This is a genomic window from Leclercia sp. UBA5076, assembly GCF_002416465.1.
Taxonomy (GTDB): Bacteria; Pseudomonadota; Gammaproteobacteria; order Enterobacterales; family Enterobacteriaceae; genus Enterobacter.
The window spans coordinates 86,532-105,056 of record NZ_DIAO01000002.1 but is presented as its reverse complement, the minus strand read 5'-3'; the positions used below and the strand labels follow the sequence as shown (position 1 = coordinate 105,056).

Annotated in this window: 20 protein-coding genes; 6 read left to right on the top strand and 14 right to left on the bottom strand. The window is 56.4% G+C overall.

From position 1 onward, the window contains the following. The 3 genes from mdtJ to B3X29_RS01715 all read left to right on the top strand — a co-directional run. The coding region (gene mdtJ / locus B3X29_RS01725; RefSeq protein WP_290503278.1) for a multidrug/spermidine efflux SMR transporter subunit MdtJ at positions 1-244 on the top strand (244 nt) is incomplete at its 5' end. Next, the gene (gene mdtI, locus B3X29_RS01720; RefSeq protein WP_103179426.1) at positions 231-560 is read left to right on the top strand and encodes a multidrug/spermidine efflux SMR transporter subunit MdtI; all 330 of its coding nucleotides are present in this window, start codon (positions 231-233) and stop codon (positions 558-560) included. The genes mdtJ and mdtI, both read left to right, overlap by 14 nt. An 86-nt stretch (positions 561-646) precedes the next feature. Then, positions 647-2,809, top strand: coding sequence for a bifunctional diguanylate cyclase/phosphodiesterase (locus B3X29_RS01715; protein WP_159339002.1), 2,163 nt, complete (start codon positions 647-649; stop codon positions 2,807-2,809). 1 nt (position 2,810) lies between these two features. On the opposite strand, the gene B3X29_RS01710 is transcribed toward B3X29_RS01715, so the two are convergent. From B3X29_RS01710 to B3X29_RS01680, 7 genes are all read right to left on the bottom strand, one after another. Beyond that, entirely contained in the window at positions 2,811-3,632 is an 822-nt protein-coding gene (locus B3X29_RS01710) for a trypsin-like serine peptidase (RefSeq protein ID WP_103179428.1), read from the bottom strand. A 279-nt stretch (positions 3,633-3,911) separates the two neighbouring features. Continuing rightward, positions 3,912-4,226 carry an acid resistance repetitive basic protein Asr gene (gene asr, locus B3X29_RS01705; RefSeq protein WP_103179429.1) on the bottom strand — a complete coding sequence of 105 codons (315 nt, stop codon included), beginning with the start codon at positions 4,224-4,226 and terminating at the stop codon, positions 3,912-3,914. A gap of 149 nt (positions 4,227-4,375) precedes the next feature. Further along, on the bottom strand, positions 4,376-5,863 hold the full coding sequence (locus tag B3X29_RS01700; RefSeq protein WP_159339000.1) for a carboxypeptidase M32: 1,488 nt from the start codon (positions 5,861-5,863) through the stop codon (positions 4,376-4,378). Between the two features lie 151 nt (positions 5,864-6,014). Then, positions 6,015-6,347, bottom strand: a complete 333-nt coding sequence (locus tag B3X29_RS01695; RefSeq protein WP_290503277.1) for a DUF1493 family protein — start codon at positions 6,345-6,347, stop codon at positions 6,015-6,017. Further along, positions 6,341-6,784 (bottom strand): STM2901 family protein, encoded by a 444-nt coding sequence (locus B3X29_RS01690; protein WP_159338998.1) that lies wholly within the window; start codon positions 6,782-6,784, stop codon positions 6,341-6,343. Before B3X29_RS01690 ends, B3X29_RS01695 begins: the two co-directional genes overlap by 7 nt. Before the next feature lie 6 nt (positions 6,785-6,790). Continuing rightward, a complete protein-coding gene (locus B3X29_RS01685; protein WP_103179433.1) occupies positions 6,791-7,276 on the bottom strand; it encodes an Hcp family type VI secretion system effector in 486 nt (161 codons plus the stop codon). A gap of 221 nt (positions 7,277-7,497) precedes the next feature. Beyond that, entirely contained in the window at positions 7,498-8,751 is a 1,254-nt protein-coding gene (locus B3X29_RS01680; protein WP_159338996.1) for an MFS transporter, read from the bottom strand. Positions 8,752-8,873: 122 nt separating this feature from the next. On the opposite strand from B3X29_RS01680, the gene B3X29_RS01675 reads away from it, so the two are divergent. The 3 genes from B3X29_RS01675 to bioD all read left to right on the top strand — a co-directional run bounded on the left by B3X29_RS01675 (position 8,874) and on the right by bioD (position 11,942). Further along, positions 8,874-9,773 (top strand): LysR family transcriptional regulator, encoded by a 900-nt coding sequence (locus B3X29_RS01675; RefSeq protein ID WP_159338993.1) that lies wholly within the window; start codon positions 8,874-8,876, stop codon positions 9,771-9,773. Positions 9,774-9,900: 127 nt separating this feature from the next. Further along, entirely contained in the window at positions 9,901-11,121 is a 1,221-nt protein-coding gene (gene mlc, locus B3X29_RS01670) for a sugar metabolism global transcriptional regulator Mlc (RefSeq protein WP_103179436.1), read from the top strand. Positions 11,122-11,246: 125 nt separating this feature from the next. Further along, a complete protein-coding gene (bioD, locus tag B3X29_RS01665) occupies positions 11,247-11,942 on the top strand; it encodes a dethiobiotin synthase (RefSeq protein ID WP_103179437.1) in 696 nt (231 codons plus the stop codon). Here bioD and clcB read toward each other — a convergent pair. From clcB to B3X29_RS01630, 7 genes are all read right to left on the bottom strand, one after another. After that, positions 11,877-13,187 (bottom strand): voltage-gated ClC-type chloride channel ClcB, encoded by a 1,311-nt coding sequence (gene clcB / locus B3X29_RS01660; RefSeq protein WP_159338991.1) that lies wholly within the window; start codon positions 13,185-13,187, stop codon positions 11,877-11,879. The genes bioD and clcB overlap by 66 nt on opposite strands. Positions 13,188-13,278: 91 nt before the next feature. Continuing rightward, positions 13,279-14,427 carry an osmoprotectant ABC transporter ATP-binding protein OsmV gene (osmV, locus tag B3X29_RS01655; RefSeq protein WP_103179439.1) on the bottom strand — a complete coding sequence of 383 codons (1,149 nt, stop codon included), beginning with the start codon at positions 14,425-14,427 and terminating at the stop codon, positions 13,279-13,281. Continuing rightward, a complete protein-coding gene (gene osmW, locus B3X29_RS01650; protein ID WP_114387163.1) occupies positions 14,427-15,074 on the bottom strand; it encodes an osmoprotectant ABC transporter permease OsmW in 648 nt (215 codons plus the stop codon). The genes osmV and osmW overlap by 1 nt, the downstream gene beginning before the upstream one ends. A gap of 9 nt (positions 15,075-15,083) precedes the next feature. Beyond that, positions 15,084-15,983: an osmoprotectant ABC transporter substrate-binding protein OsmX gene (gene osmX, locus B3X29_RS01645; RefSeq protein WP_103824509.1), complete on the bottom strand. Its 900-nt coding sequence runs from the start codon at positions 15,981-15,983 to the stop codon at positions 15,084-15,086. 18 nt (positions 15,984-16,001) lie between these two features. Then, on the bottom strand, positions 16,002-16,712 hold the full coding sequence (gene osmY, locus B3X29_RS01640; RefSeq protein ID WP_156654420.1) for an osmoprotectant ABC transporter permease OsmY: 711 nt from the start codon (positions 16,710-16,712) through the stop codon (positions 16,002-16,004). 262 nt (positions 16,713-16,974) lie between these two features. Continuing rightward, positions 16,975-17,718: a YoaK family protein gene (locus B3X29_RS01635; RefSeq protein WP_156654421.1), complete on the bottom strand. Its 744-nt coding sequence runs from the start codon at positions 17,716-17,718 to the stop codon at positions 16,975-16,977. Positions 17,719-17,885: 167 nt separating this feature from the next. Beyond that, positions 17,886-18,509, bottom strand: coding sequence for a glutathione S-transferase family protein (locus B3X29_RS01630; protein ID WP_159338989.1), 624 nt, complete (start codon positions 18,507-18,509; stop codon positions 17,886-17,888). Positions 18,510-18,525: the final 16 nt, after the last annotated feature.

Genomic DNA, 18,525 nt, shown 5'->3' with positions numbered 1-18,525 from the left:
CAGTAAGTTGGCAGCATCACCCAGTTTTGCGGTTAAAAAAATCGCACTGGGCGTGGCCTACGCGTTATGGGAAGGTATTGGTATTTTGTTAATTACGCTGTTCAGCGTGCTGCTGTTTGATGAGTCGCTTTCCCTGATGAAAATGGCCGGGCTGACGACGCTGGTGGCAGGCATCATATTAATTAAATCCGGCACCCGAAAACCGGCAAAATCGCGTGCGGAGGTGACCCATGCAGCAGTTTGAGTGGATCCATGCCGCCTGGTTAGCCCTGGCTATCGCGCTCGAAATTATTGCCAACGTTCTGCTGAAATTCTCAGACGGTTTTCGCCGCAAAACCTACGGCCTGCTGTCGATTGCCGCGGTACTGGGCGCCTTCAGCGCCCTGTCGCAGGCGGTAAAGGGGATTGATCTGTCGGTCGCCTATGCCCTGTGGGGCGGGTTTGGTATTGCGGCAACGCTTGCCGCAGGCTGGATCCTGTTTGGGCAGCGGTTGAATCAAAAAGGGTGGATTGGCCTGGTGCTGCTCCTCGCCGGAATGATCATGATAAAACTGGCCTGATAACGTCGCTGCCTGTCATTACGGGCAGCGAAATTTATCTCCTGTATTACGCTTAGACGGAGGGCATAAAAAAGGACGGTGACTGAATGCGTAACCCTTTAAGCTGGCATAAAATTCCTTCTGCCAGGACCTTGTTTGCCATGATCTTCATGGCAGGGGTCGGCTTAATTTTCTCTGTGGTCGCCTTGCTCTACCTCTCCCTCAACCTTATCAGCAGTAAAGCCAACGAAATCGACGAGCAGCGCACCGCGCTCTCGGTAGAGGGCGCCATTCAGACATCGGTGAACCGGGTCTGGTCGCTGGTGATTGATAACGCGGTCTGGGACGATGCCGTGCGGGAGGCCTATCGCCCGGCGCTCGACATCGACTGGCTCTACAACACCTGGGGCGCAGGCTACAAGGTGAATAACCTCTATGACGGCACCTTTGTACTCGACGAACGGTTTCGGGTGCTGTGGGGATCGTTCAAAGGCCAGCCTTTTGCCGAAAAAAACCTCGACTTCTTTGGCGACGGTTTGAAATCGCTGATCCTGATGCATACCAACGCCCTGCGCTCGGATAAAAACATCTACGCCGGGATCACCCGTACCCGGGCGGGGATTGCTTTTGTTGGCGTTGGCCTGATACGCCCGACGATTGGCAGCCTGCGGGTGGGGGACAATACCCGTCGTTTTCTGGTGATTACCCGCCATATCAACCCGCAAATTCTGCGCGATCTCGGGAATACGTTTCAGATCGACAACCTGACCTTTACGCCAGAGCGGGTGAGCGATGTCAGTGTGCCGCTAAAAAGCTCCTCCGGCGAAGTGCTGGGCTATCTCTCGTGGCAGCCGCGCCTGCCGGGGGCCGCAGCGGCGAAAGCGGCCTCCCTCGACATCACGCAGATCGTCTTGCTCACCGCGACGCTGATTTTGCTGTTTATCCTCTTCAGCTGCGTGGGGCTGTATAAACTGGCGCGGGGGGAGACGCTGGCGCGGTCGGTGGCGCGCACCGACTGGCTGAGTCATCTACCCAATCGCCGGGCGCTGATTGAAGAGCTGGAGCGGGTGAGCCAGCGCGGCGATACCGATCGCAAAAGCGTGGTGTTTATCGATCTCGACGGCTTTAAGGACGTCAATGATATCTACGGCCATGAGGTGGGCGATGCGCTGATCGTCATCATCGCGGGCGCGCTGCGTGACAATGTGCCCAAAGACGGCATGCTGGCCCGCATGGGCGGCGATGAGTTTGCCATGACCATCGGGGGCGACAACGCCGAAGCGCTGGCCTCGGCGTTTGCCGGCTTTGTGCTTGATTATCTCCACTCGCCCATCATTGTTGGTGAGCGTTCCATCCACATTGGCGCCAGTATCGGCATCGCCAGCGGCACGCTGGTGGAGTGCACCAGCACCGAGCTGTTCCGTCGCGCCGATATTGCTATGTACCACTCGAAAATTACCGGCAAGGGGCGGGTGACGTACTATGATGCCGAGCTGAACAACGTTCGCGAGCGTCGGCTGGCCATTGAGGGGCAGATCCGTCATGGTCTGGAACACAATGAGTTTGACGTCTGGTATCAGCCGATCATCGATGCCCGCAGCCAGAAAATGGTCGGCGTGGAAGCGCTGGTGCGCTGGCCGCGGCGTCCCCAGGGGCCGCTGGCGCCGGATGAGTTTATTACCGTCGCCGAAACCAGCGGTCTGATTTACGGCCTGGGGCAGTTTGTCCTCAGCCGGGCCTGTCAGGATCTGGAGCCATACACGGATTTAAAACTCTCGGTCAACATCTCCCCGGCGCAGTTTCGTGATCCCGAATTTGAAGCCAAAGTGGAAGGCGCGCTGGCCCTCAGCCACTTTCCCCCTACGCGCCTGCAGCTGGAAGTAACCGAAACCTACGTGCTGGAAAATCCCGAGCGGGCACGCTCAGCCATCAATAATCTTAAGGCGCAGGGTATCGCGGTGGCACTGGACGATTTCGGTACCGGCTACTCCAGTATCGGCTATCTGCGCCGCTTTAACTTCAATACCATCAAGATAGATAAATCCCTGGCCGGGCTGGTGGATCATGACGAACAGGCCTCGGCGCTGGTGAGCGGTACGGTGCGCATTGCCACCGCGCTGGGGATGACGGTGGTCGCAGAAGGGGTGGAGAACGAAAAACAGATGAAGCTGCTGCGTCTGGCGGGCTGCGATCAGCTGCAGGGTTACTGGTACAGTCAGCCGATGCCGATAGAGGCGATTATGGCGCTACGGCAGCAGCGCCAGTGTTAAGTCACTGCTGTGCCAGCTCTGCCAGCTTGTCGCGAAAACCGGTGATCGACAGGGCGCGGTTATCGGCCCGCCAGCGATCTTTTGCCGCCGGGGCCGAACTCTGAACGCCAATAAGCTGCCAGCCTGCGGCGGTATTCAGCATCAGCGGCGAACCGCTGTCGCCGGGCAGGGTATCACACTGATGGGACAGCACGCTGTTTTGCGCCCAGCCGGTGACGATACAGTCCTGATGGGTGTACAGCACATCCAGATGATCTTCCGGGTATCCCGCCTGGCTCACCTTGCGATCGGCCTCTTTCAGGGCGGCGGTCAGCTCCGCTTTATCCCCGGCAAACAGCGGTAGCGGGGTGATCCCCGACGGCGGGTTGCGCAACACCACCAGACCAAAATCCCACGAGGCGGCAGAGGGCGGCACAATCCAGCCATCGCCATCGGCTTTCAGCCGTCTGCCTAATGAGGCATCGACGCGGCCTTCAATGCCGTGGATCTCATAACGCCAGCTCCCCTTTTGCGAGATGAAGCGCAGGGCAACGGCCCTATCCGGTTTACCTTTCGGCGGCACCAGCAGACAGTGTCCGGCGGTCAGCGCCAGTCGAGGGGTGATGAGGGTGGCGGTACAGAGGTTTCCGCTGGCCGTCTCCAGCTGGCCAATAGCCTCCCACGGCGCGCGGGACGGATCGGCGACACGCGTGCGATCGTCATGACCAAAAAAGAGCGTTTGAATCTCTTTGGCGTTCGCGGCCTCGTTGTCGCCATCGTCCGCATGACTTAATCCAGAAAAGAGAAAAAATGTTCCCAGCACAATCGCAACAGATTTACGCATATCACACTCTAAAGGGATTAATTATGATTATTAAATATGAACCCTGGTAATTAACTATAGACGGGACAGCGCGAAAGTGGGAGTAAAATCAGCGTACTACAGTCAGGAAATATAAAACACACCCGCGACAAGTGCGCATAAAATAAGCGTGACAAGAATTACCTCAAACCGATAGCGCTGCAACATAACGCCCTCCGGATAAAAAAACGGCGCTGCCACCTTGCCGGTACAGCGCCGATGACCAACGTGCCCGTCGCGGACACGTTAAGCTAAGCGGGCTTATGCAGCCGGTTTTGCGGTTGGAGCAGCAGCTTCGTGTTTCACTGCTTTTTTATGGTGTTTTTTTGCTGCCTGCGCTTTCTGGGCTACAGGTGCGGCCTCTTCTTTTTTCACAGCTTTTTTATGGTGCTTTTTAGCCGCCTGCGCTTTCTGTACTGCGACTTTTTTGTGTTTTTTATGCTGCACGGTTTTCGCAGCCGGTGCCGCGGTAGAGGTGGCAGCCGGAGCCGCGGTGTTGGCAACAGCGTCAGCGGCGAATGCAGCAGAAGAGAGACCCATAGCAGCGGCAACAACCAGAGCTAATACTTTTTTCATCATCTTACCCTCGAATTGGTTTTTTCATTTAACCCCACTGCGGGGCCGTTGAAAGAACTATATCCCTGAAATTTCGGGGCTTCCGTGAGTGTTTGGTATCGGCGTGTAACGGTATGTACAACGCCGGGTCGATGACCCGGCGAGGAAGGTTACAGATAGCGGGAGGTAAGATGTTCGCGGAAATAACGGACGTTGAGATCTTCCCCGGTCGCCTGCTCAATCAGCTGGGCGGTGGTGAAACGGCTGCCGTGCTGCCAGATGTTCTGGCGCAGCCAGTCGAACAGGGCGCTGAAATCCCCGGCGGCGATGGATGCGTCCAGTCCCGGTAGCGCGGTTTTGGCCGCACTGAACAACTGAGCGGCGTACATAGCGCCTAAGGTGTATGACGGGAAGTAGCCAAAGCCACCGTCGGTCCAGTGGATATCCTGCATACAGCCGTTGCGGTAATTATCTTTTGTTGATAAGCCCAGCCAGGCCTGCATTTTTTCATCCCACAGCGCCGGAATGTCCTCCACCTCGATTTCGCCGTTAATCAGCGCCCGCTCAATTTCATAGCGCAGCACGACGTGTGCCGGATAGCTCACTTCATCGGCATCCACGCGGATATAGCCAGGCTTCACCCGCTGGTTCCAGGCGACAAAATTCTCAGGCGTAAAGGCCGCCTGGGTGCCGAAACGTTCATGGACGGCCGGGAGCAGGTGGTTGAGGAATGCCTTGCTGCGTCCGAGCTGCATTTCAAAGAACAGGCTCTGGGATTCGTGGATAGCGGTAGAACGCGCCAGGGCGATAGGCTGACCGAGCCAGTTGCGCGGCAGGTTCTGTTCATAGCGCGCATGGCCGGTTTCGTGGATCACGCCAAACAGGGCGCTTAACAGTTCGTCTTCGTTGTAGCGGGTGGTGATGCGCACATCTTCCGGCACGCCGCCACAGAATGGGTGAGCGCTGACGTCCAGACGGCCCGCATTAAAGTCGAATCCAAGGCTCTTCATCGCCTCCAGCCCCAGCTCACGCTGGATGGCGGTGGGGAATGGGCCCTGCGGCGGCACGAAGGCGTGGTGCGCCTGCTTCTCGACCACCTGCGCCAGCAGATCCGGCAGCCAGGTTTTGAGATCGCCAAACAGCTCATCCAGCCGGGCGCTGGTCATATCCGGCTCGAAGATATCCAGCAGCGCGTCGTAAGGGGTGCAGCCTTTGGCTTCGGCACGCAGACGGGCCTCTTCCCGGCTCAGTTTCACCACCTCTTTCAGGTTGACGGCAAAACCCTGCCAGTCGTTCGCCGGACGCTGGGTGCGCCAGGCATGCTCGCATTTGCTGCCCGCCAGCGATTTTGCTTCAACCAGCGATTCCGGCAGCAGCGCAGCCTGCTGATAGTGGCGTTTCATCTCCCGCAGGTTGGCCTGTTCAACGTCGTTAAGATCTTCGCTTTCGGCGTTACGCAGCCAGTCGGCCACGTTTTTATCGGTCAGGATTTGATGTTGCAGGACGCTCAGCTCCGCCAGGGCTTCACCTCGTGCGGCGCTGCCGCCGGGAGGCATCATGGTGAACATGTCCCAACTGGCGATGGCGGAGAGGTGCGAGAAGCGGGAGAGACGCTGGAAGGTGCGGGTGAGTTGCTGATAAGAATCGTTTTTCTGCATAGTTGTTGTTCTCGTTCAGTAGGAAGTAATCAGGGGAGTGTAACGCGATTCATGCGCTTGTCATGCATTCAACTTATGCACGTCAAAGAAGGGGGCCAGGCAATAGCGCAGAGCGAATATGACAAAGGAGAATAAATAGCCCTTTAGCTTGTCAGTCATATAACCATCTGCCTGCCTTTGCAGACTCAAAAAGCATACGAAGTGTTAACGGTTCGGGTTCATCGTCGTCCTTTCCACTAGTGAATAAAGAGTAAAGGATAAATGTCTCCTCAGGCCAGTATCGGTAAAAGTCGAAGTTTGCAGGGTCCACATCAAAACGTTGAAAATATTCCCTCATGATGTCTGCCCCTGTTTCACTCGCCCAAACGTAATCACCTGTGGAGAGGCTGGTATCAAGAGTTACGGGCCATGACTTCCTGGTGAACAAGGCAGGCTTGTTGAACTTTTCACAGTACCAAGTAATCACATCTTCATTTGTCACCATAACTTGTCGTTTCCTCTGGCTATGGTGTTGTATTTCATTGTCGCCTTATAAGCGATGGCTGAGATATCGGCAGCAATAACAAAAATCCCAAGGACTGGAATCCATCTTCCTACAAATGCCCCGAGATTAGTAACATAGGCAAACTTCATTCTTCTGATACTTGAGTTAGTCAGGGTGGGTAAGCGTCTGGTTTCAATATTTAGCCAATGACGTAACTGTGAACTGAGTAGTGATGTTCCTGGGGTTGTCCCTCCAGGTTTGCCTCTTGTCACTATTTCAGGCTGACCAGGCAAAATTAGCCCAACTGTTAAAAGATCGCTTGTTCCGAACTGTTCAGCCGCTTCATCAAGGAAAATCCAAAAGAGCAACTCTCCGGCAGAAAGGTTGGAGTATCCCTTATAGAAATACGTCCCGTTAAGTTCTTCAACACTATCCATGCATAGTTACCCGGTTACACGTTCTGCCCATGCGTCGGAATACTGAATATTTCCGTCCTTGAACGTCCACGTGATTTTAGCGTAGCGTAAATGTACCTGCTCAAGGTGACCTGCATTTATCACAGTTTTTGTGTCATGCATCATTGGTGTGACTGATACAATCTTCACCCCTTCCAGGAACATGTTGTAATACTCAACTTCCTGGCCTGCATCATTGATGCGATACCATTTAAATTCGGCACTCTGAAGAGTTTGCCCGGTGGCTACAGCTTTCATGAGATAAGGGGATGAACTATCAAACTCCTTTTCGAACATCAGGGCACCGTGTACGCGTGTCCCTGTAAGTTTTCCCGTATTGCTATCGGTCGGGATATACAGATTATGGCTGAATGATGTGATTTCTATAGATTGCTCACGGTGCCTTACATCTACAGACCCTTTGATGAGAGCGCCGCCATCGTCTTTTAGCCAAAGATAAGCCGGTATTGCCATAATTGATTTTCCTTATCATGTGTATGGGTAATCCATTGGGAGCCTAACTTATAAGCAATGATGAGTAAATGAACAACATGCTTTAAGCCATTGTTTATTAATGCTTGATATAGAATTTAGAATGATTAAAAACGAAAAACCCCGAACTTGTTTCGCACCAGGACGGGGTTGCCACTAACGGCAAGATTAGATTTGCTCCTGGTATTAACCAGATTGTGATCTCATTTCAAACGGCAATGAAGACGCCTGCCCACTACCAGCGCCCCACACAACATCAGCGCAATAAACCCGCCCACGCCGTTCCAGCCATACTGGTGCCAGAACACGCCGCCGAGCGTCCCGGCGATGCTGGAGCCCAGATAGTAGCTGAACAGATACAGCGACGAGGCCTGGCCCTTGGCGCGACGGGCGCGCGGGCCGATCCAGCTACTGGCGACCGAGTGAGCGGCGAAGAAACCGGCGGAGAAGAGCAACATCCCGGCGAAAATCACCCACAGGTTAGCGAGCAACGTCAGCAGAACCCCGGCCAGCATCACGCCGGTGGAAACGATCATTACCGGCCCACGCCCGAAGCGGGTGGTCATCGCCCCGGCTTTCGGTGAGCTCCATGTGCCGGTCAGGTAGGCCACCGAAAGCAGGCCCACCAGCGCCTGGCTCAGATGCCACGGCGAGAGCATCAGCCGGTAGCCGATGTAGTTAAAGAGGGTGACAAACGAGCCCATCAGCAGAAAACCGGTGAGAAACAGCAGGGGCAGACCCCGATCGCGCCAGTGCAGGCGGAAGTTAATCAGCAACGTTTTGGGCCGCAGCGCGGTGGGGCGAAAATGGCGCGACTCCGGCAGAATTTTCCAGAACATCAGCGCGGAGGCCAGGGCAAAGCAGCCGATCGCCGCCAGCGCTACCCGCCAGCTGAAGAAATCGGTAAAGACCCCGCTCAGCAACCGCCCGCTCATGCCGCCGATGGAGTTACCGCTGATGTAGAGCCCCATCGAGAAGGCGACAAAGCTGGGGTGGATCTCCTCGCTGAGGTAGGTCATACCCACCGCGGCCACGCCGCTGAGCGAAAGCCCGATCAGCGCGCGCATGATTAAAATCCCGTGCCAGCTGGTCATCATCGTCGACAACAAGGTACAGACCGACGCCAGCAGCAGTGCGGTGACCATCACCGGCTTACGTCCGATAGCGTCCGAAAGCGGGCCGGTAAAGAGCAGGCCGACCGCCAGCATCCCGGTCGAGATTGAGAGGGAAATACTGCTGCTGGCCGGGGAGACGCCAAACTCCTGGGATAGCACCGGCAGGATCGGCTGCACGCAGTAGAGCAGGGCAAAGGTGGCTAGCCCCGCGGAGAAAAGTGCCAGCGTGACGCGCATAAACTGCGGGGTGCCGCGTTTGATAAACCGAACCGGTTGCGCGTTGTTGGGGAGGAGATCGATATCATTGTTCGGGGCGATATCAGCCGTTGTAGTCCGACTCACGTAAGTTCCTTGCTTCAACATCCCCGTGATTTCTGGTGACGGGTATGACCACAAGGATCAGGGTAGGAAATTGTAAATATTCTGTCTAATATATTAATAATCTCAAATGATACATTTAAAATATGAATATCGAACTGCGTCATCTGCGCTATTTTGTCGCCGTCGCGGAGGAGCTCCATTTTGGGCGCGCGGCGGCGCGGCTCAATATCTCCCAACCGCCCCTCAGCCAGCAAATCCAGGTTCTTGAGCAGCAGGTAGGCGCTCGCCTGCTGGCGCGCACCAACCGCAGCGTCGGGCTGACCCCCGCAGGGCGACAATTTCTGGCGGACAGCCGCCAGATCCTGAGCATGGTGGAGGAAGCGGCCGCCCGGGCAGAACGCCTTCACCATGGCGAAACCGGCGAGCTACGCATCGGGTTTACCTCTTCCGCGCCCTTTATTAGCGCCATCTCTCATACCCTTTCGTCGTTTCGCCGCCTGTCGCCGGATGTGCATATCCAGACCCGGGAGATCAACACCCGGGAGCAGATTGTTCCCCTCAGCGAAGGCTCGCTCGATCTTGGCCTGATGCGCAATACCCGTCTGCCGGAGACGCTGGCCTGGCAGCGGGTGCTGCGGGAGCCGCTGCTGGCGATGGTCCACCGCGGTCACCCTCTGGCGGCAAGAGCTGAAATCTCGATGACGGAGCTGGCGCAGGAGCCGTTTGTCTTTTTTGACCCGCACGTTGGCACCGGTCTGTACGACGACATTCTGGGATTACTGCGGCGCTATGGGGTAAACCCGATGATTACCCAGGAGGTGGGCGAGGCGATGACCATTATCGGACTGGTGGCGGCGGGGTTGGGGGTCTCGATCCTGCCTGCCTCGTTCAGGCGGCTTCAGCTCCATGAGATGCGCTGGGTGGCGCTCGCCGAACCGGACGCGGTTTCAGAGATGTGGCTGGTATGGTCAAAACACCATGAACTCAGCGCGGCGGCACAGCGGTTCAAAGATCTGCTGATCGCTGCCTCGTCAGGGCGCTGACCGGCAAAAAATGCGGGTAAAAATGTGCTGTAAATCACAAGGCTAAGTAAAAATTTGACGATTACTGTAGAAGTGCTTCACCATAGCCCACAGTTTATTTCGAAGCGCGAAAATAAGGGAGTACGTGGTGGTTGCTGATAGTCAGCCAGGGCATATTGATCAGATTAAGCAGACCAATGCAGGTGCAGTATATCGCCTGATTGATCAGCTTGGGCCGGTCTCGCGCATCGATCTTTCTCGTCTTGCGCAACTGGCACCCGCCAGTATCACCAAGATTGTGCGTGAGATGCTCGAAGCTCACCTGGTACAGGAAACAGAAATTCAGGAGCCGGGCAGTCGTGGCCGTCCGGCCGTTGGGCTGGTGGTGGAAACCGAAGCCTGGCACTACCTCTCATTGCGCATCAGCCGCGGTGAAATTTACCTTGCGCTGCGCGATCTCAGCAGCAAGCTGGTAGTGGAAGACCGGCTGCCGCTTGAACTGCACGCTGCCGAGCCGCTGGAGGTGCGGATCACCGCCCTGATCGATCAGTTCTTCATTCATCATCAGCAGAAGCTGGAGCGCCTCACCGCCATTGCCATCACCATGCCCGGTATCATTGATACGGAAAATGGGATTGTCCACCGGATGCCATTTTACGACGACGTCAAAGAGATGCCGCTGGGCGAGGTGCTGAAAAATCACACCGGCGTGCCGGTCTATATTCAGCATGATATCAGCGCCTGGACGATGGCCGAGGCACTGTTCGGTGCCTCTCGCGGCGCGCGCGACGTGATTCAGGTGGTGATCGACCACAACGTGGGAGCCGGGGTGATCACCGATGGGCGCCTGCTGCATGCGGGCAGCAGCAGCCTGGTGGAGATTGGTCACACCCAGGTCGATCCTTATGGCAAGCGCTGTTATTGCGGTAACCACGGCTGTCTGGAGACTATCGCCAGCGTTGACAGCGTGCTGGAGCTGGCCCAGCTCCGGCTCGGCCAGTCGATGAGCTCGGCGCTCCACGGCCAGCCTCTGACGGTGGAGTCGCTCTGCGCCGCCGCGCAGCAGGGCGATCTGCTGGCAAAAGATATCATCACTGGCGTCGGCACTAACGTCGGGCGGATTATTGCCATTATGGTTAACCTCTTTAACCCGCAGAAAATCCTGATTGGCTCGCCCCTGAGCCAGGCGTCGGATGTGCTCTTCCCGGCAATCGCCGACTCCATTCGCCAGCAGTCCTTGCCGGCCTACAGCCAACACATCGTGGTGGAAAGTACTCAGTTCACCAATCAGGGGACGATGGCCGGTGCGGCGCTGGTGAAGGATGCGATGTATAACGGTTCACTATTGATTCGTCTGTTGCAGGGTTAACTGTTTTTTACAGTCTTACCAAAAATTGCGCTATCTCAAACCGGGCGGATAGCGCATACCTTAGACTTCCTCCACTGAATTATTTCCTTCATTTATATTTTCAGAGCATAACGGTGGAGTCAGTGATGCTTAAGCGTTTCTTTGTAACGGGTACTGATACCTCTGTCGGCAAGACGGTGGTGTCCCGCGCCTTGCTGCAAGCCATGATGGCCAGCGGAAAGCGTGTTGCAGGGTACAAGCCGGTAGCCAAAGGGAGTAAAGAGACGCCAGAGGGATTGCGCAATAAAGATGCGCTGGTGCTACAAAGTGTCTCCTCTTTAGAACTGCCTTATCATGCCATTAACCCCATTGCGCTTAGCGAAGATGAGAGCAGCGTGGCGCACAGTGGGCTGGTGAATTACACCCTGTTATCGAACGGGCTTGCCAGCCTGGGCGAGCAAGTGGATCACGTGGTCGTTGAAGGGACCGGCGGATGGCGCAGCCTGATGAACGATCTGCGTCCGCTGTCCGAATGGGTGGTACAAGAGCAATTACCGGTGCTGTTGGTGGTCGGCATTCAGGAGGGCTGTATCAACCACGCCCTGCTGACCGCCCAGGCCATCGCCAATGATGGCCTGCCGCTGGTGGGGTGGGTGGCGAACCGCATCAATCCGGGCCTGGCGCACTACGCCGAAATTATCGATGTGTTAAGCAAAAAGCTGCCGGCGCCACTGGTGGGTGAACTGCCGTACCTGCCGCGCGCCGAGCAGCGCGACTTAGCGCACTATATCGACCTCTCTGCCTTCGGCGGGGTGATGGCCGTAGATCGAGTCGTGGCGTAACGTTCGCGATAAAACCGACGCCACCACACAGGCGATCAGCAAACCGGGCAGCAGAACGTACTGCCCGGTCATTTCACAAACCATCAGCGCCGACATGATTGGCGCGTGCGTCGTGGCGGCGAGCAGCGTCGCCATTCCTGCCAGCCCCAGTAAAATCGCGGTTTCATCGCCGGGCAACCACAGCATAAACAACTGGGCAAACAGCATACCGGTCGCCATGCCGACAAACAGCGTTGGGGTGAAAACCCCACCTGGTGCGCCAGAGCCGCTGCTGGCAAGCACTGCCAGCAACTTGCAGATAAATATCCCCACAATGACCGACAGCAGCGGCGGCGCCAGCAGGAACCCCTGCACCACGCTGTAGCCATTTCCCCAGACCTTAGGGGTCAGCAGCGACAGCAGGCCGACGATGAGACCACCCAGCGCAAGCTGCCAGGGCGGAGAGAGCTTAAGGCGGAGAAACAGGGAATGGCTGAAGGCCATGAGCCACATTAGCGCCGGGCCGCAGATGCCGGCCAGTAGGCCCATTCCCACGATCAATGAATAATCCACCCCGGTCAGCGTTTCGCTGAGGTGTACCTCATAGAGCGTATTCGCGCCGGGGCTGAGCAGGCGTGTAGTGAGCAGGGCGACCACGGCGGCAATCACCACCGGGCCGAGCGAGGCCAGCATCAGGGTGCCAAACAGGATCTCAGCAATAAACAGGCTTCCGGCTAACGGGGCATGGTAGGCGCTGGCCATCCCGGCGGCGGCACCGCAGGCAATCCACAGTTTCCATTCCGTTTTGGGGGTAAAGCGCTGGGCAAAAAAGGAGGCGGCGAGGGCGGCCAGCAGGATCATTGCCCCTTCCCGGCCAATGGCGCTGCCGCTGGCGACGACCAGCAGCGACGCCAGGGATTTGACCAGGCTGGCGGCGTAGTCAAACTGTCCGTCACCCGTTTCCAGCGCCTCCATATAGTCGGTGGGCGCATGGGGCCGCTGCGCGGTCTTTTTTTGCCATCCCCACAGCAGCAGCCCGGCAGCCAGCCCGCCGAGGGCAGGGGTCAGTGCGCGTCGCCAGGGCGACAGGGCGCTGGCGGCATTCACCAGACTGCCGCTTTCGTTACTCAGAAACAGCCACTCCAGTAAATAGAGAGCATGGCGGAACAGGGCCACGGCCAGGGCCGCCAGCACGCCAATCACGCTGGCGATCAGCAACCGGCGAAACATCGCGCGGATGTCAGGGTAAGCATGGAGTCGATGCATGGGTTACGCGTATATGAGGAAGATACAATATTTTGACGGGAAAACGCGGGGTTAGCAATGCGAAGAGCCGGGCAAGGCCCGGCTTACAATATCAACTGTCGCTGTGAATATTCAGCGCCCGGCGCGTGCGGCCGGAGCTTAAGTATTCCGCAATATAGTCCTGAGAAATTTCGCCGTTATAGCGCCCCTCTTCATCAACAATCGGCATCCAGCTGGTGTTGCTCTCATACAGCCGTGACAGCACCACACGCAGGTTGTCCTCCGCTTTGCCGGTCATGCGGAACGGGTGGAGCAGATCGGCGCAGGTGCCAGTGGCATTGCGCGCTTCCCGGCGCTTCACAAAGCCCAGCGGTTTGCCGTTTTCATCCACCACGGTGACGGCGCGAATGTCGTTGTCGTCCATGATGGCGAAGGCTTCCGGCAGCGGCGTGACCGGGCGCACGGTCAGAGTTGGCTGTTGATCCGTGACATCGCCCGCGGAGACCAGCAGCAGACGCTTCAGGGTGCGGTCCTGGCCAACGAACGAGCCGACAAATTCATTGGCCGGTTTCGCCAGCAGTTCGTCCGGGCTGGCGCACTGGACAATGCGCCCCTGGCGGAAGACGGCGATACGATCCCCTAGCTTCAGCGCCTCGTCGATATCGTGGCTCACCAGCATCACCGTTTTTTTCAGCTTGCGCTGCATCTCGAGGAACTGGTTCTGGATCACCTCGCGGTTAATCGGGTCCACCGCACCGAAAGGTTCATCCATCAGCAGTACCGGAGGATCCGCCGCCAGGGCGCGAATCACGCCGATACGCTGTTGCTGACCACCGGACATCTCCCGCGGATAGCGGTTAAGGAACTTATGCGGATCCATCGCTACCATATCCATCAGCTCTTCGGCGCGGGTTTTACAGCGGGCTTTATCCCAGCCCAGCATGCGCGGCACCACGGTGATGTTCTCTTCGATGGTCATGTTCGGGAACAGGCCAATCTGCTGGATCACGTAGCCGATGTTGCGGCGCAGGGTCACGGTATCCATCTCGCTGGTGTCCTGGCCGTTGATCTGGATGGTGCCGCTGCTCGGGGTAATCAGCCGGTTAATCATCTTCAGGGTGGTGGTTTTGCCGCAGCCGGATGGGCCGAGCAGGACGCACATCTCCCCTTCGGGCACGTTCAGGTTGACGTTATCTACGGCCTTAAAAGTCTGGCCGTGCTTCTGTGAAAATTGTTTGGTGAGGTTTTCCAGTTTTATCATTATCGAATCCCCTTTGGAGTCAGAACGATCTGCAGACGGTGCAGTAACCAGTCAAGCACAATCGCTAAAAGACAAATCATCAGCGCGCCGGCAATCAGCATACGAATATCACTCCCGCCAATGCCGTTTAGCAGCAACAGGCCAAGCCCGCCCGCGCCGATGACGGCGGCAATGGCCATCACGCCGATATTCATTACGACCGCGGTACGGATGCCGCCGAAAATCACCGGCAGCGCCATCGGAATTTCTACCCAGCGCAGGCGTTGCCAGAAGGTCATGCCGATGCCGCGACCCGCTTCGCGCAGGCCGGGCGGCAGGCTGTCCAGCGCCGTATGGGTGTTACGCACAATCGGCAGCAGCGAGTAGAGAAACACCGCGGTAATGGCGGGCAGGGCGCCAATACCCTGACCGATCATGGAAAAGAGGGGGATCATCAGGCCGAACAGAGCAATGGACGGGATGGTCAGCACGATGGTGGCAATCCCCAGCACCGGCGTCGCCAGCCATTTGTGACGCACGATCAGAATGCCCAGCGGCACGCCGATAATAATGGCCAAGCCCACCGCCAGCGCCACCAGCCACAGATGCTGGAAGGTCAGGGTCATGATGTAACCCCAGTTATCAAGAATGTAGTGAATAGTATCCATAGCGCCTCCTTACAGCAGCTGCTTACTACGCAGGAAATCACGGGCGACCTGCTGCGGTGACTGATGATCGATATCCACCTTCTTGTTCAGCTCGGTGATGACGTCGTTATTGAGCTGGGCAGAGAGGGTATTCAGCGCCTCTTCCAGCCCCGGGTTGGCTTCCAGCGTATCCTTGCGCACTACCGGGGTCACCGCGTAGCTCGGGAAGAAACCTTTGTCATCTTCCAGCACCTTCAGATCGAAGCCTTTAACGCGTCCGTCGGTGGTGTAAACCAGCCCGGCATCGACAAAGCCGTCGCGCACCGCGTTATAGACCAGACCTGGGTCCATCTGGCGAATTTGCGGGCGATCGAGCTCCATGTTGTAGGCCGCCTGCAGCGGCTTCATGCCATCGCTGCGCCCGGAAAACTCCAGATCCAGACCCAGCATCCAGTTGTTATCCGGATCGGTTTTGCGCACCTGCTCAATCTTCGCCACCAGCTCAGACATGGTGTTGATATTTTCTGCCTCGGCGCGCTTACGCTGCATGGCAAAGGCGTAGGTGTTGTTCATGTCAGCAGGTTTGAGCCACACCAGGCCGTGCTTCGCATCCAGGCGTTTCACCGTCTCGTAAGACTCCTCTGGCGACATGCGTTTGTTGATGTGGTTAAAGATGATCAGCGAGGTGCCGGTATACTCCCAGGTCATATCGATCTGCTTATTGATCATCGCATTACGGGAAATGACGGTGGCAATGTTGGTCTGAGGCTTAACTTCAAACCCTTTCTTTTGCAGATACTGCACGGTCATCGCCGAGAGAATATGCTGTTCGGTAAAACTCTTGGTCGCCAGGATCAACGGCGCCGCGAGCGCCTGGCTGGTAAAGAGCGCGGCGGTACAGAGCGCCGCCAGGCCGGTAAATAGTCTCATAGAAGCTCCTTATTATTGTTATCGCGCGAGATGCGGGCTCATCAGACGGCCCAGCGCCGCCAGCAAAGTATCCAGAATCAGGGCGAACAGGGCGGTGGCCGCCGCGCCCAGGATTAGCGTCGGGAAATCATTCAGGTAGATGCCGGGGAAAATCAGCTCGCCGTAGCTGCTGGCGCCAATCAGGAAGGCCAGCGGTGCGGTACCGACGTTAATGGCGGTGGCAATACGAATACCGGAGAGCATTACCGGCCAGGCGTTAGGCAGCTCCACCTGGCGCAGACGCTGCCATTTGGTCATCCCGATGCCGTTTGCCGCTTCCAGTAATGATGCCGGAACCGAGCACAGACCAGCGTAGGTGTTACGCACTATCGGCAGCAGCGAGGCGAGGAACAGGGCGATAATGGCGGGCGTATCGCCGATGCCAATCACCACCATCGCCAGGGCCAGAACTGCGAGCGGTGGCAGGGTGTTGCCGACGTTAAAAATCTGCATAACGTATTCGGCGATACCTCGTGCGGCCGGACGGCTCAGCAAGATACCGCTGGGGATACCGACCAGCAGGGCGAAGAACATGGATGAGAAGACTAAAATCAGATGCTGTTGCCCGAGATAAACCAGGTCAACCTGGCGCGCTTTGATCGTCTCCAGCCCAATTCCCCAGACGAGGAGGGCGACGACCACAATAATGGCGCCGACAAAAAGCAGCGAGCGTTTTAATAAAGTATGCATTGCGGTGTGTCTCCCTGTGCGCATGCGTTCGTTATAGCAACCATCGATTGCCTGTTGTTATGCCATGTTTTGGCAGGGGTATTTGAGCTATAGCAAGGGTTTGGGAAGGGTTCCAGCGAAGCGGTATTATTCCTAACCTTATGAATACTGCGGAAATATGAGGTTAAGCCTTACGGGGTAAGGGCTGGATACCGGCAGGCAGAATAGTCTTAAAGATAATTTCATTAAGTGACACCGTCACTTAATGAAGAAGTAGAGATTGTTATTTGCTGAGTGCAGCGCGAACCTTTCGCACCCGCAGCGAGGTGCTAATGATAGAGAAGGTGGCGACGAAAACCAGCATTAAGCCCAGGGCCAGCATCGCATTAAACCCAAACCACCTGAACAGGACCAGCCCGGCAATCCCTCCCGTGATAAACGAGAAAAGGGTGGTGAGGTGGGTTGTAAGCTGGCTGGTTTGTGCGGCGGTATCTTTGGAGTAATCCCGGCGTAGCATCGCCACCACCACAGAGGCCAGCGAAATGCCTGCGTCGGTTAACGTGCCAGTAATATGGGTGGAGCGTACCCGTCCGCCGGAAAGTTGGGTGGAGGTGGAATTATGAATACCCATCAGCCCGCAGAGAAAAACAATAATTTCCCTGTTAGTCGTGAAGGTATGAAAATAGATTTCATGCAGAGAGACGCCGGCCAGTAATAACCCTTCAATAAACAAAACCTGACAAAAAATGAGCCGCACATTGTGCATGATGCCCCATAAAACAATGATCCGCGCAATAATTGCCCCGGTCACAAAAGACAGAATAATGGTGGCGAAGAAAATAATATCGTTCAGATCCGTTGAGGAGACTTCGCTGGAAAATTGTGAGGTATTGCCTGTCATATGGGAAGGAAAGAAGCCAAAAGCACCCAGCGCAATGGCATTCAGCAATCCTGCGGAGGTCGCCAGCCAGAGGGCAAGACGACGATCCTCCTGATGGGTTCGTTCTTTCTTAAGTTTAATCAGCAAAGAATACCTCCGGTTTGAGCTTTGCCTGAATAATCAGGCTAGCAAAGCCTGGTCATGGATTGTCCAGGATAGTACTTAATTATTAAGGCACCGGAGGTGGGCGAGAATTAAGTAATTAAATAAAATAACCTTGATAACAAAGTGCTTATTTACCCGGCGCATTATGCTCAAAGCATGCCATTATTTCCGTGGCGCAAAAACGCCGGGCGCAGTTTTAAGCGTTCAAACCAGGCCTCGATAGCGGGCACCGGTGGATGCTCAAAAGGGGTCATCTTCCAGCGGTTCACCGACAGCCCCAGCACCACATCGGCCAGGGTAAAAGTGTCGCCCGCCACCCATGCCCCGGTGCGTTGCAGCTGCTGCTCAAGGATCGCGATATGGTGGTTCCACTCCTTAATCCCGGCTGCAATTCGCGCCGGATCGTTAAAGTCCGGGTTTTTACGCCCCAGGGCCGGAAAGACATAGCGCCAGGCGTTATTAAATTCCGTCGCCTGCCAGTCCATCCAGCGTTCGACGTTGGCGCAGGCTTGTGGATCTGTCGGGAGAAGGTCGTCCCGCCCGGTTTTGCGAACCAGATAGCGGCAAATGGCGTTGGATTCCCAGATCACGAAATCATTGTCGATCAGCACCGGCACCATCGCATTCGGGTTCAGCGCGCGAAAGGCATCGGTTTCTGTAGAGGCAAAGCCGCTGCCGTAATCTTCCTGCAGATAGTCCAGACCCACTTCTTCACAGGTCCAGAGCACTTTGCGCACGTTAATGGAGGTGGTTTTGCCAAGGATTTTTAGCATGGTGCAGGTGTCCTTT